At 40.9% G+C, this 13,513-nt stretch carries 16 protein-coding genes; 5 read left to right on the top strand and 11 right to left on the bottom strand.

Features of this window, described 5'->3' with window-relative positions; all coding sequences use genetic code 11:
• Positions 1-2: 2 nt before the first annotated feature.
• Positions 3-707, bottom strand: coding sequence for an SOS response-associated peptidase (locus tag RMY00_RS12650; RefSeq protein ID WP_322647882.1), 705 nt, complete (start codon positions 705-707; stop codon positions 3-5).
• 196 nt (positions 708-903) lie between these two features.
• Here RMY00_RS12650 and RMY00_RS12645 point away from each other — a divergent pair, with 196 nt between their 5' ends.
• Positions 904-1,515, top strand: coding sequence for a glutathione S-transferase family protein (locus RMY00_RS12645; RefSeq protein WP_322647881.1), 612 nt, complete (start codon positions 904-906; stop codon positions 1,513-1,515).
• A gap of 127 nt (positions 1,516-1,642) precedes the next feature.
• Here the strand turns inward: RMY00_RS12645 and RMY00_RS12640 are convergent, their stop codons facing one another.
• From RMY00_RS12640 to RMY00_RS12620, 5 genes are all read right to left on the bottom strand, one after another.
• Positions 1,643-1,867 (bottom strand): DUF167 domain-containing protein, encoded by a 225-nt coding sequence (locus RMY00_RS12640; RefSeq protein WP_322647880.1) that lies wholly within the window; start codon positions 1,865-1,867, stop codon positions 1,643-1,645.
• On the bottom strand, positions 1,845-2,261 hold the full coding sequence (locus RMY00_RS12635) for a DUF2809 domain-containing protein (RefSeq protein WP_322647879.1): 417 nt from the start codon (positions 2,259-2,261) through the stop codon (positions 1,845-1,847). Before RMY00_RS12635 ends, RMY00_RS12640 begins: the two co-directional genes overlap by 23 nt.
• A gap of 219 nt (positions 2,262-2,480) precedes the next feature.
• Positions 2,481-3,032 carry a DUF2231 domain-containing protein gene (locus RMY00_RS12630; protein ID WP_322647878.1) on the bottom strand — a complete coding sequence of 184 codons (552 nt, stop codon included), beginning with the start codon at positions 3,030-3,032 and terminating at the stop codon, positions 2,481-2,483.
• 36 nt (positions 3,033-3,068) lie between these two features.
• A complete protein-coding gene (locus RMY00_RS12625) occupies positions 3,069-3,809 on the bottom strand; it encodes a DUF2993 domain-containing protein (protein ID WP_322647877.1) in 741 nt (246 codons plus the stop codon).
• A gap of 369 nt (positions 3,810-4,178) precedes the next feature.
• The gene (locus RMY00_RS12620; protein ID WP_322647876.1) at positions 4,179-4,754 is read right to left on the bottom strand and encodes a Uma2 family endonuclease; all 576 of its coding nucleotides are present in this window, start codon (positions 4,752-4,754) and stop codon (positions 4,179-4,181) included.
• A 168-nt stretch (positions 4,755-4,922) separates the two neighbouring features.
• Between RMY00_RS12620 and RMY00_RS12615 the strand changes: the two genes are divergently transcribed.
• The 4 genes from RMY00_RS12615 to RMY00_RS12600 all read left to right on the top strand — a co-directional run bounded on the left by RMY00_RS12615 (position 4,923) and on the right by RMY00_RS12600 (position 8,474).
• Positions 4,923-5,489 carry an HD domain-containing protein gene (locus tag RMY00_RS12615; RefSeq protein ID WP_322647875.1) on the top strand — a complete coding sequence of 189 codons (567 nt, stop codon included), beginning with the start codon at positions 4,923-4,925 and terminating at the stop codon, positions 5,487-5,489.
• A 401-nt stretch (positions 5,490-5,890) separates the two neighbouring features.
• Entirely contained in the window at positions 5,891-6,421 is a 531-nt protein-coding gene (locus RMY00_RS12610; RefSeq protein WP_322647874.1) for a hypothetical protein, read from the top strand.
• A gap of 234 nt (positions 6,422-6,655) precedes the next feature.
• A complete protein-coding gene (locus tag RMY00_RS12605; protein ID WP_322647873.1) occupies positions 6,656-7,492 on the top strand; it encodes a protein-glutamate O-methyltransferase CheR in 837 nt (278 codons plus the stop codon).
• A 202-nt stretch (positions 7,493-7,694) separates the two neighbouring features.
• Complete coding sequence (locus tag RMY00_RS12600; RefSeq protein ID WP_322647872.1) at positions 7,695-8,474, top strand: hypothetical protein; 780 nt, start codon at positions 7,695-7,697, stop codon at positions 8,472-8,474.
• A 132-nt stretch (positions 8,475-8,606) separates the two neighbouring features.
• On the opposite strand, the gene RMY00_RS12595 is transcribed toward RMY00_RS12600, so the two are convergent.
• The 5 genes from RMY00_RS12595 to RMY00_RS12575 all read right to left on the bottom strand — a co-directional run bounded on the left by RMY00_RS12595 (position 8,607) and on the right by RMY00_RS12575 (position 13,157).
• Complete coding sequence (locus RMY00_RS12595) at positions 8,607-9,209, bottom strand: heme-copper oxidase subunit III (RefSeq protein WP_322647871.1); 603 nt, start codon at positions 9,207-9,209, stop codon at positions 8,607-8,609.
• 96 nt (positions 9,210-9,305) lie between these two features.
• Positions 9,306-10,967 (bottom strand): cytochrome c oxidase subunit I, encoded by a 1,662-nt coding sequence (ctaD, locus tag RMY00_RS12590; protein WP_322647870.1) that lies wholly within the window; start codon positions 10,965-10,967, stop codon positions 9,306-9,308.
• Between the two features lie 13 nt (positions 10,968-10,980).
• Positions 10,981-11,907: a cytochrome c oxidase subunit II gene (locus RMY00_RS12585; RefSeq protein ID WP_322648101.1), complete on the bottom strand. Its 927-nt coding sequence runs from the start codon at positions 11,905-11,907 to the stop codon at positions 10,981-10,983.
• Positions 11,908-12,042: 135 nt separating this feature from the next.
• On the bottom strand, positions 12,043-12,660 hold the full coding sequence (locus RMY00_RS12580; RefSeq protein WP_322647869.1) for a DUF2231 domain-containing protein: 618 nt from the start codon (positions 12,658-12,660) through the stop codon (positions 12,043-12,045).
• Complete coding sequence (locus RMY00_RS12575) at positions 12,657-13,157, bottom strand: DUF2231 domain-containing protein (RefSeq protein WP_322647868.1); 501 nt, start codon at positions 13,155-13,157, stop codon at positions 12,657-12,659. Before RMY00_RS12575 ends, RMY00_RS12580 begins: the two co-directional genes overlap by 4 nt.
• Positions 13,158-13,513: the final 356 nt, after the last annotated feature.

Here is a 13,513-nt window from a genome sequence, read left to right as displayed (position 1 = left end):
AGCTAATTTAACTGATTTGTGGGTGCATTCTTCTCACTGAGTGGAATGATACACTCTGGACTATTATGCCGAGAGTTGTTTACCAAGGTGCTAACTGGATACGCAGTCATTGCTGGCGCTGGATAGGGACGCAATATCTGTTGTAGGGTTTGGGGCGTTTGCACTTGGGAATCTAGCCATAAATCGTAATCTTCTGGCTCTAGAATCACTGGCATCCGCTCGTGGATAGGTTGGAGTAATTCGTTAGCTGCGGTTGTCAAAATTGTACAAGAGATTATTTCTTCGTTAGCAGGCGAACGCCATTTCTCCCACAAACCTGCAAAAGCGAAAGGTTGCCCATCTTGAAGGCGAAAATAAAATGGCTGCTTTTTGCCTTGTTGCCGTTGCCACTCATAAAAGCCATCAGCTATTACTAAACAGCGTCGATGCTTAAAAGCTGAACGAAAAGAAGGTTTTTCGGCAACAGTTTCAGCCCTAGCGTTAATCAGCTTTGCCCCTATCCCCGCATCTTTCGCCCATGAGGGAATTAATCCCCAATACAACTGCTTAAATTCCCGCTTTTCGCTTTCGGGATTTTGTAACACCGTTGCCACCATTTGCGTCGGTGCGATGTTATATCCGGGTGCTAAATCCAGAACTGGCTCGACGACATGGAAAACTTGAGCTAAAGCTTCTGCTGACTGATTTAGAGTAAATCTTCCACACATATTTTTATTCTCGACCACTGACTAAATTAAATATCTCAATCTAGAAATGAATAATGTTTTTTATTTTTCCAGATAATTTTATTTATTACTTCTAAGCGAAATCTTCAAAAAAATCATCCGGTTTTGGGAAAATATTTTGGTAAGATATTGTATTTTGAACCTCTAATTCTCAACATATTCTTAACTGCATTTTAGCATGGAACTACTGCGTCTGTACGATTTTTTACCTTCTGGTAATGGTTATAAGATACGTCTTTTATTAACACAACTAGGTATGCCTTTTGAGAGGATAGAGCTTAACATTTTGAAAGGCGAGACTCGAACACCAGAATTTTTAAGTAAAAATCCCAATGGAAAGATACCTATTATTGAAATCGAGCCAGGAAAATACTTGGCAGAATCAAATGCCATATTGGTATATTTAAGTGAAGGTACAGAATTTTTACCCTATGACCGCTTTTTACGAGCGCAGGTGCTGCAATGGTTATGTTTTGAACAGTATAGCCATGAACCTTTTATTGCTACATCAAGATTTTGGATTTCTATTTTAGGTAAAACTGAAGAATATAGTGAAGCTATAAAGCAAAAACGTGAACCCGGTTATGCAGCACTTAGCCTGATGGAAAAACACTTAAGTTCTCACACTTTTTTTGTAGGAGAGCGTTACACAATTGCTGATATCGCCTTGTTCGCCTACACTCATGTAGCTGATGAAGGTGGGTTCGATTTAATAAAATTTCCTGCTATCCAAGCTTGGATAGAAAAAGTCAAAGCTCAACCAAGGTATATCAGTATTACACAAGCATAAAAACTCGATTTTGCTTTTTATTTGTGTCTCTCGTTTCTTGGCTTTGCTAGAGGATATATTGGGTGGGACATTGCCTCGCATTCAGCAGGAGGCATTTTTCAATAAGGTTACTATTAAGCAGCTACTACTAGTCTGTATCAATTTCTATCAGCTTTTGCCGAGAGGATAAACCTGATTTTATTCTGATATCAGATTTGGTTACATCAAATTTTTTTGCTAATAGTTTAATTAACTCTTCATTAGCCTTAGCATCGACTGGGGGCGATTTTAAATACACAGTTAAACTGCCATCAGGTTGTTCTTCAATTTTTTGCTGTTTTGAATTAGGTTTAACCTTGACTTTTTTTTGCATAACCTATTTTCTGTAATTGTTGCAGCCATAACCAACCTAAAACAGAACCCAATACGTAATGAGGAAAATCCCACCAAACAAAGGTAGTACCAAGTAACAACTTACCTATCAAAGTGGCGCGAATCTCTTCTAATAGCGGCGGATGCCAAAGTTGCAAGAATTCTAGTATACAGGTGATGACAAAAACCCATATAGGAATTTGGATGATCGCCGCCCGACTTCTGAAAAACCAAAATGCAAACAGACACCAAAATATTTCGTAAAATATCGCTGCTCCGTAGTCATTAAACCACTGATGAGCAGGGCCAGTGTAGTACTTAAACAAAAAGCCCATCGGTACAACGATGAGCAGAGAAAGAATAATAAATATTGTTTGGTTACGATGTTTGAGCATTTTATCAAGGCTAAAGACTAACGAAAATTTTAGCCTCTGCACTCCTATTTCTTAATAATTCGTAATTTCGGATTTTAATTACGAATTACTTCACGATGAATAAATACCTTTGGGTTGAGCGATAGCGAAACCCAACAAAGCCTTGATAATATTGGGTTGAGGAACGAAACCCAACCTACACTAGTTTTAGTTTTTAGCCTGTAACCCAAGCGTATTACGCTATGGATATCTTCTGCTACCAGCGCCCACTACACCGATTTTGTGGCGATAGGAAAGTTCAGCACCAAACCAGCCAGAAGCGCTAGTCAGTGTACCAACAACAAGCGATATTAACAGTCCCCAAGGTAATATTTGGGACTCAGCGTCGCCCAAACGCAGGAGAAAGTTGACGAGTGATAAAACCAGGATAGAAACGTTAAGTATCAAATGCACCCAACCGGCGGTGCGCTTGCGAACTCGTTCAATTTTCAAAAAGTCACTCAGACCGATCGCAGCAGCGAGTAAGCCTCCAGCTAATCCGAGTCCGATTAACCATAGCGAAGCCCTAGCCCAAAAGAAATCATGAGTTAACCAGTAGCCGATGTCACTTCCCAAGGCGGCGGCTAAAAAGGCGATGGGAAAAATCACACTCAAGGGATGTAAAGGATGTCCTGCGATCGCAACTGTGCTTGGTACGCCGCTATCGACATACTCACTATCGTTACTTTCAATAACTGGTGGAATATTGGGAAAGGGTGTTGAACCTGTTTGCGTTGTGTCTGTAGTTTCCATTTTAGTATCCTGAATTTATTAACGTGCTATTTATTTTTAAGCTGAAGGAATTTTTTCAACATAAGCTTCAGCTTGTAGGGTTAGTTTGCCTACTTCTACTTTTAGTTGGTTAACTTGCAGACTCATTCCATCTAAATCGAAGTTACTCAAATTTAGAATTTCGCTAGTTTGATCTATCAAAGCTTTTGTCAACTCTGGCGATATTTCTTCACTTTCGCCATACTCGACATTTTCCAGAGTAACAGTTTTTCCATTGCCGCTAATCTTGGGAACTGCGGAAAAAGCAACTTGCTGATTTTCGCCAGTTTCTACTAATTTCATGCTGGCGTTTAGTGCTACTTTCCCATCGCCAGGTAGTCGAAAGTCTACATTTTGAGGCTCAATAGTGGTGAGTTGCCCGTTAACGTGGATTTTTTGACTTTGTAGTTGCGATCGCACATATTCTGAGTTGAAGGCGCGATTAATATCAGCTTCGGTTAATACAACCTGTGCCTTAGCTTCAGTAGGTTTAGTGAGTTCAATTTTACCAAAAGCCACACTCAGAGGATTGATGGCAACATTAGTCATTTGCATTTCCAATTCCTCCATACGGAGGTCTTTCTGCATAACCAAACCTTCGCCTTCAATCGTGACTTCATCAACTTCACCCTGAACTAGTTTCAGAGGATCTGTTTTGATGTCTACATCTAAATTTTCTACTTCATCTAATTGGCTAGATAATCCTATTTCTGCCGCTTTATTCAGCGCCTGCTCTCCTAACCCAGGACTGTCTGCCATTATTAAATTAACTCCTATAAATAGCATATACTTGACTTAATCTAAATAAATCTTTATCAAAATCTTATCTATCTGACGATGTAATTTAGATTTAAATATTGTCTATCTAAAAGTATAATTACATATTTTATCTACTAACATTTTTTGCTTTTCTACTCAGAACTTTTCAGGTATAAACGTAGAGTAGTTTATCGTAAAATATCGCTCAAAAGAAAGATGATATCTTGAGAATTTAGCCGTTATACTAATTATTTTAATTAAATGCTTCACCAAAATCTGTATAAGGATAAAGCTTGTAGTCTAGTTTTAAATAATAAATTTTTGGGTTGGCGCATTCTTGTATCGAATTGATATAGAATATGGTCGATTTTATAATAATTTTCTTAATGACAAGGTAAAACCAGGTACAACATCTTCACCGCTTAATACTGCCGTAGCTGGATATTGAGTAATTGAACCATCCCGGCGATAAACTAAAGCTTGCTGATTTTTACTATCAATTAACCATCCTAATTTAACACCATTACTAATATATTCTTCCATCTTGGCTTTGAGTTTTGTCAAGCTATCGTTTTTAGAACGAATTTCAATTACAAAGTCCGGTGCTAAATTAATAAATTTGTCTTCTTGTTGATCCCAACCTTCTGGCAAACGCCCTTTAGCTACAAAAGCAGCATCGGGGGAGCGCACTGCCGTATTTGCTAATCTAAAACCTGTGCTTGAACTAAATACTTCACCTAAATCCTGACTTTCTACCCAAGTCAATAAATAAGCTCCTACTTTTATTTCTCGATTCCCAGAAATTCCACCAGTTGGGGGCATAGTTTCTAACGTTCCATTAGCATTGCGTTCAAACCGCAGTTCTGGGTTTTGCGAACTCATCAGCATTAATTCTTCATCAGTGACAGTATACAAAGACTGCACCGTTATTTTTTCGCTGGTCATGATAATCCCATCGCAAGCTTGATAGATATCTCAATTTTAGGTTGATATTCAATTACTTCTATATCCGTCTTCTGCTCTGTTTTCTCTGTGTCTGGAGCAGTTTGTTATAAAATTGACATTAAAACCAAGGCAATATCTAACTATAGGCTGTTTTATTATTTCAAAGCAATGCTCTCAGAACGTTTTACCACAGCTCTTACCTACGCCACCCAACTGCACGCGAAGCAAGTTCGTAAAGGTTCAGGTGTTCCTTACGTTGCCCATTTATTAGGTGTTGCCAGTATTGCCTTAGAATATGGGGCAAATGAAGATGAAGCGATCGCAGCTCTCTTACACGATGCGATCGAAGATCAAGGTGGCGCTGCAACACGAGAAGAAATTCGCCGTCGCTTTGGTGACAATGTAACAGCAATTGTAGATGGTTGTACTGATGCTGATACAATTCCAAAACCACCTTGGCTACAGCGCAAGGAGGCATACATTGCTCATATTCCTACCGCTTCCCCATCAGTACTGCTCGTGTCATTAGCAGATAAACTTTACAATGCCCAATCTATTCTCAAAGATTATCGCGTTTTGGGCGAATCACTTTGGGAACGTTTTCATGGGGGAAAAGAAGGAACTCTTTGGTATTATCGGGCGCTTGTAGATGCCTTCAGAAAGACTGGAACCATTATAATTATTGACGAATTAGAACGGGTTGTTGCACAAATTGACGTATTAACATCTAAATAAAAAATAAAGATATGTTTTTCAAAACGGTAAGAATACAGGAGTCAGAATAGTTAAAGAATCAGACGGAGATTTGATAAATGAATATCCCAATCATACTGAACTCCTGATAAATTCTGACTTCTGACTGCTGTTAGCGGTGGCGGGGCGTTTAGCCCGTGCTGAATTCTTACTCAAAACCAATGCTTCCATTGAATCTAAGAGCTTCCACTTCTTAGTTCTAGTTCAATTACTCAGAAATAGATAAAAATTTTAAAGAAACTAGACAAATAACCCTTTTACAGACACCATATAATCATGTATCTCACGAAAAAAATTTGGCTTTTAGGTTCTTTCTCTAGATAAAAAATCTTTCTCCCGGTAGACAGGTGTACTTAAATTATTAAGACTGCTATGTTACTAACATGACAATAGTAAGACGAAACGCCCTAAATACAACTGTAAGTTCTTCAGTAAGTTCTCCAGAAACCTTGACAGAAAAAGTTATTGAAGCAGAGCGTATGCACGATGTTCTGCTTTTACTGCAAAACTTAATCAACAGTGAAGAAGCCACTGTGAAACTAATTCTGGATTGTCTCTATGATGTTGGCTCAGTCAATCTGATCAACCAAAAGCTTCGCGTGAAACCCATAAACAGGGTGATGAAATTAATTGCGCGAATGTCCAAACCAGTTTTTAGAACTTTGGCTTTAAATTGGTTTAAGAAAAACTGTCCTCAACTAATTACTAATTGGCTACATACGCAGGTGACTTTTGAAAGTGTCCAAAAGAAACCCCCAGAAGTAGCTGTCGAAGTTGCAGAACTTCAACCATATCCCATACCACAGAGAGAAAATTTGAGCCAAGAGATTAGAAATCTACGCTATCAGGTGAGATGGCTAGTTGGAATTTCAATAATAGCGATCGCTGCTTTAGGAATAACAGCCACTAGGTGAAACTAAACCTCATAAGTAACATCGTTATCAAAGTCTAATAGACTCAGCAAGCTATTTTCTGCGTAAAATTCACTTTGGTTATAAAAATATTACCACTTAAAATGTGAATAATGTTTTCTCAATCAGGTGTTTTGGAAAATATTGGTTTGGCTAACTCCAAGCAGCTTAACTCGTTGTATTGCCAGCACATTTAAATAACCGAAACTGGCTCAATATAATATGCTAATTCGTACTATGACTTTGCCCAAGCCAACCTTGGAGGATATAGAAATACATCTGCTTTTGGAAGGTGTGTATCAATACTATGGTTATGACTTTCGCAATTATGCTCTTTCCTCTCTCAAGCGCCGAATTCAGGGCTTCATGGAATTAGAGGGGTTAGCAAATGTTTCTGCATTGCAAGAAAGGTTACTCCACAACCGTGCCTATTTGGAACGATTTTTGCTTGCTCTGACGGTGAATGTCACATCAATGTTTCGCGATCCTAGCTTTTATCACGCCTTCAGAAATCAAGTTATTCCCTTCTTGCAAACTTATCCCTTTATTCGTATCTGGCACGCTGGATGCTCGACTGGTGAAGAAGTCTATTCAATGGCAATATTACTACAAGAAGAAGGTCTTTACCACCGTTGCCGTATATATGCAACTGATACTAATGAGAAAGTATTACAAAATGCCAAAAGTGGGATTTTTTCTTTGAAGCTGATGCAAGAATATACCCAACTTTATCTGAAAGCAGGCGGTAAAAAGTCTTTTTCAGAATATTATACAGCAGCTTATGATAACGCAATTTTTCGAGCATCTCTAAGAGAAAATGTTGTTTTCGCCCAGCATAATTTAGCAACTGACAGTTCTTTTAATGAGTTTAATGTTATTCTTTGTCGTAATGTCCTAATATATTTCAATCAGGTACTTCAAAAACGGGTACACGAACTGTTTTATAATAGCCTTAGTAACTTTGGCATCTTGGGTTTAGGAAGGCAAGAATCTATTAGGTTTACCCCTTATGAACAGTACTATGAAGAAATAGTTAAAGGGGAAAAACTATATAAGAAAATAGCTGGTGGTTAAAATCTAGACCGTTTGGACTACCAGATGAACGCGATGTATGTGGATTTAACCGTAAAAATAGAGAGAATATAATTAAAAGTGTATTCTAATTAGCACTAAGTATTTTCTAAAAAAAATATTATGAGTAAAGTTACGTAGGCGTAGCCCGTCGTAGACATCGCTTAAGGTAAATTACACATTAAAGTCTTAAAGGAGATTGTCGATGCAACTTCTCGAATGTCCTCCTGTTGCAGTCATTGCTGGAGAAAATGCGGTTCACCTTTCTCAACTACCTTCTATATGGCAAGAGATTGCTAGAGGAACCACGAGTATCGGAGTTTCCCATCCCCAGAGCTATGTTGAGATGGCACAGTTGTTCTTATATAAATTAGAGCATGGGGATGTTGACTTGTTTAGCGATCGCCCCCAAATAGCTCACTTGATACCGTCATTCTCCCAGCTATTTACACAATTGGCATGGGAAACCCTAGAGTTTTTTGGGCAAGACTTTCTTAAAGACAGCTATCCAAACTTTGCAGAAATTCTCCGTGATGTGGAGTCAAAAGGGACAGAGTATGCTAATGAAGTAAAAGTCGCTCGCATTGGTATAGATTTATTCAACGAGTTTGGTTATGAATTACCTGCTAGCTTTTATCATGTGCATCTAGCACCAATTTACCGCGATCATGTTTTTGAAGAACGCGCCTTAAGATTTGATCAGCGCGATATCGAACACAAACGGGCTTGGGATGCCATACTCCATGCAGGTAAGGTGTTTGCGATTCAAATGAAGGTACAAAGTATTGCTTCTAAATACGGTTTTACTTATCAACACGGTTGCGGTTGTAACTCTCACTTATCTTCCATTGATGTATCTCGTGGCGCATTTGAATATGAATTGACTCCCGAAAAGCGCCAGCGATGGATTCGCAGTTTCTTATGGACTGCTTGGTATGAGTATGCCTTTTTTGCGATCGTGCCAAATACGAGTTATTTAGTCTAATACCAATCTAAAAAAATAATACAACACACCATTTGTAGAGACGCGATTCATCGCGTCTTCACTTCACCCATCATGAATTGAATTAGTCTAAAGAGAAACAAGCAGAGGGAGAAATTACTCCCTCATTCTCATTTACTGCCAAACGTAGATGAGGATAAACAAAATAATCCAGATAACATCGACGAAGTGCCAGAACAACGAAGTCGCATTCACGCCGAAGTGGCCTGTGTCGTAATTGCCAGGGATGAAAGAACGTACCAAGATTATTGACTGCAACAGAATACCTGTGAAAACGTGCAAACCGTGGAAACCTGTTAGCAGGTAAAACGTTCCACCAAATACCCCTGAAGTGAAGCCAAAATCGAGGCCGTTCCATTCAATCGCTTGCCCAACCAAAAAGTAAGTACCCATCGCCATTGTTGTCAAGAGAAACAGGCGAAATTTCACTAAGTCATGGCGTTGAAGGGCGCGTTCTGCTAAGTAAATTACAAAGCTACTAGCGACAAGAATTACTGTGTTGATTGTCGGTTCTTTTACTTCTAGCCCCGAAACACCAGCTGGTAGCCAGTTAGGGGTTGTTGTTTTGTAGATGGCATATCCGGCAAAAAAACTCAAGAAAATGACACTTTCAGATAGTAGGAAGACAATGAAGCCAAACATCTTGTTGCCTTCTTCGTCGTGGGTATGTTCTGCGGCTGTGTGGTGCAATTCGTGGGAATCGATATAACTGTCCATTTTGCTTTTGGTTTGAGGGGAATTTGAAACGCAAAGGAACGCGGAGGGAAGCGCAGAGGTACGCGGAGGGTTTTTGCGTCTTCCCGATGTTTGGCGTTATTCTGGGAGGTTGGATGTCAAGGGTTCTGATTTGCCGTAGCCGTAGGGTTCGGAGATGATGATGGGAATTTCTTCAAAGTTTTCTACTGGGGGGGGTGAAGAAACTAACCACTCTAGTCCGATTGCCCGCCAAGGGTTAGCAGGTGCTTTCTCGCCTTGCATCCAAGAAATCACCATGTTGAAGATGAAAGGCAAGGTGGACATTCCTAACAGGAATCCGCCCAGACTAGCGATGATATTCCAGAATTGATACTCTGGGGCGTAGGAAGCAACTCGGCGTAACATGCCTTGCAATCCTAATGGGTGCATGGGCAAAAAGTTGAGGTTGGTGCCGATAAAGGCTAACCAGAAGTGGATTTTACCCCAGCTTTCGGAGTACATCCGCCCAGTCATTTTGGGGAACCAGTGATAGATGGCTGCATACAAGCCCATCGTCACAGTGCCGTAGAGGACATAGTGGAAGTGTCCCACTACAAAGTAGGTATTGTTAACGTGGACATCAACGGGCACAGAGGAAAGCATGATGCCTGTGATGCCGGCGAAGACAAACATGATTAATCCACCCAAGGCAAACAGCATGGGGGTAGTTAGCCGCAGTTTACCGCCCCAAATAGTTGCTACCCAAGCAAATACTTTAATTCCTGTGGGTACAGACACACACATTGTCGTCAGCATGAAAAGCAACCGCATCCAGCCTGATGTACCACTGACGTACATGTGGTGTACCCAAACAATGCCGCTTACTCCTGCAATCAAGATGGATGAAATAGCGACTACTTTGTAACCAAATAAAGGTTTACGCGAATAAACTGGGAAGATTTCTGAGAAAATCGCAAAGACAGGCAGAATAATCACGTAAACGGCGGGGTGGGAGTAGAACCAGAAGTAATGCTGGAACATAACTGGATTCCCACCCTTGCTAGGGTCAAAAAAGCTCGTGCCAACTGTGAGGTCGAGTAGCAACATCACCGCACCTGCTGTTAGTGCAGGTAGTCCAAATAGTTGGATAATCTGGGCGCTAAACACTCCCCAGACAAACAAGGGCATCCGAAAGAAGCCCATTCCTGGGGCCCGCATCTTCACGATTGTAGTGACAAAGTTCACTGCCCCCATAATTGAGGATACGCCGGATATTGCCACCGCTAAGAGCCAGAGAACTTGACCATTAATCAAGTTACCTGTGGGATTCTGGAGACTGACTGGTGGGTAAGACCACCAACCGGCTTGGGCTGGGCCACCAGGGACAAAGAAGCTAGCCATCATGATAATTCCGACTACTGGCACCATCCAAAAGGCGACGGCGTTAAGGCGGGGGAATGCCATATCTCGCGCCCCAATCATCAGGGGTACTAAATAGTTAGCAAAACCAACCAGTGAGGGAAATGTCCACAAAAACAGCATCACAGTGCCGTGCATGGTGAACATACCGTTGTATATGGTGCGATCGACTAAATCTGATTCGGGTGTCATCAGTTCTCCCCGCATCACCATCGCAAAGATACCGCCAACGAGAAAGAAGAAAAATGAGGTAACGAGATACTGAATACCAATTACCTTGTGGTCAGTACTAAAGCTGAAGTATTCTTTCCAATTACTTGGAGATTCGTGGTTATGCTTCTCATCAGGGAAAAGAATACCTTCAATAGGAACATTAGTCATGGTTACTTTCCTTTCAACCAGGTGAATTGACTAGAGTCGGTGCAGCAGGTGGAACTGTAACCCAACCAGTTTGGACTGATTGATTGGATGTTTGGGCATACTCAGAAGCTGCCTGATTTTTTGCAACGGATGGCTTTTGAGTTGCAGCTTGTGCTAGCCACTGCTGATAATCTTCAGGAGATTCGACAACTACATTCGCCTGCATCGTCGCAAAGTATGTACCGCTATATTGGGAATCGGTCAATCTGTAATTGCCGGCGCGGATGGGAGTAAATTCAAAGTCGATCGCATGGTTGGGAATAATATCCTGCTTGAGGCGAAATGCAGGTATATAGAAGCCGTGCAAAACGTCTTGTGATTTCAGCGCTAAACGTATCCGGCGATCGCTTGGTAAATGCAATTCGGTACTAGTAATATCTTTTTCGGGATAATGGAAAACCCACGCCCACTGTTTAGCTAGTACGTCGATTTTTTCTACAGGTTCCGCTAAAGCGTTAGCTGGTGCATCTTTTGGTTCTGCATGAGCCGATTGCATTGCTAGCGGATTATGCAAATGAACTAATTCCGATGGGCCTTGAATCCCCATTTGTTCGTAAACTTGGTAGCTGTAGCCTGCAATCCAAAACACCAACAGAATTGGGATTGCTGTCCAGACAACTTCTAAGGTGATATTACCTTCAATTGGAGGGCCGTCGGTGAAGTCATCTTTGATTGCCCGATGGAAGATCACAGAATACATTAAAGTACTTGTGACTCCCAAGAAGATGAAGGCTCCGAGGGTTACTAAGAAGCTAATCAAATCATCAATTAGTAGGGATTCGGCTGCTGCTTGGGGGGGAAGCCAGGAGTAAGCCTGCTTCCCGATCCAGAGACTCGTAACAGTCACTGCGATCGCGCCTGTCAGCAGCGTCAAAATATTTAAAATCTTCTGGATTTTCATGGTCATTAGTCATTAGTCATTGGTCATTAGTCATTAGTCATTGGTCATTAGTCATTAGTCATTGGTCATTAGTCATTGGTCATTGGTCATTGGTTAGTAACTTGAAACAAATGACAAAGGACAATTGACAAATGACTATTTGAGAGTTGTGTTGAGGTCTTGGTGCGATCGCAGCAAATTATCTGCTGTATTGTGTACGCCAAACTCGGCAGCCATTTGCGCCCCTAGTGTCCCGTGGACGTACAGAATGAACATGATTGCTATGCCTGCCAACAGATAGATCCATTGCACTTCTCTATCTGTGTGTTTATATTCTTGTTTGGCCCAAACGAAGCGCTGCCATCCTCTCCAGATGGTCAGGACAACAATCAGCGCTAATAAGAACACACCACCTACACCATGCCAAAGCATAGTTTCCATTGCCTGCAATCCCCAGGCACTTTTCATATCAGCTGGTGGTGTTGCCAACAGCATTTCATAAAAGCCTGCTGCTACTGTGAAAAATGTGATGATGCTGGCAGCTAGCATGTTGTACCAGCCAACATCAAATAAGTTCTGACGTTCCACAGTAATTGCTAAATATTTGAAGACCCATTTTTCAAAGGGGAACAGAACACCGACAATATCAAAGGTCATTCCAATGATGAACAAACCGATTGTCAGATGGACTAAATTGGGATGAATGGGAATTGTGTAAGGTAATCCGTTTGCGCCTAGAGAGCCGCTCAATTGATCAATTAATTCTGAGTTCATCGCAACAGACCATCCTTTACTGCTTCCACAACTGGCACTGTATGCAATCCATACACCCAAACAAGTTCATCTCCGAGATATACTTGCAAGCCAACTATCAAAGTTAAAACTAGTCCGGCTCCCAAATAATAAATTGATATTTTTTGCGGGTTGCGGGCACGAATTACATAGCGCCAAGCTGTAATTGCCGTGATGATTCCCGAAAGTGACCAACCAATCAACGTATGCAAGTTCAGCACCGATTTAGCTAGGCTGTAAGGCTGTGCTAAACCCGCTTCAAACTGACCAAAAATAATCGCGACGAAGATGGCGATCGTGGCAACTAACATGTTCCACCAACTCACCTCAAAAAGACTGGATTTACCAGTAAAATAGCCAACTAAATCACAGAAAAAGGAAAACAACACCATCGCAATTACGAAGTGGACAACGATGGGATGAATCGTATCTGGATAGGGCAAATTGTGGTCGTTCAATGATGTAAAATACTCAAGCATTGGATTCTCCTGGACATATCTACCGCATTTTGGTCAATCAATTTTGGATTGGCAATTTTGGATTCTAGATTTATTCCGTCCCTGACGAGATATAAACCAGAAGACCTTAATCCAAAATGGCTAATTAAACTTCAATGATTGATGGATACTCACTAACACCACTACAAGTATCTATCTATAATTGACCGGAATCTGTTCAATATGTGCGCGGCGCAATACGCTTAATCATGTCTTAGCTTTTGGTAGACAAATTTAGTAAACTTGCCTTTGGGGAATGATTTGTGTTGCGATTAATTTCCTCATGCCAATAGTCTGCAACAGCAATTTTTGATGTAGCTAAACCGAATCGCTGTCAT

The sequence above is a fragment of the Nostoc sp. ChiVER01 genome (genome assembly GCF_034531155.1).
Taxonomy (GTDB): Bacteria; Cyanobacteriota; Cyanobacteriia; order Cyanobacteriales; family Nostocaceae; genus Nostoc.
This window is presented reverse-complemented; position numbering and strand designations above follow the sequence as displayed.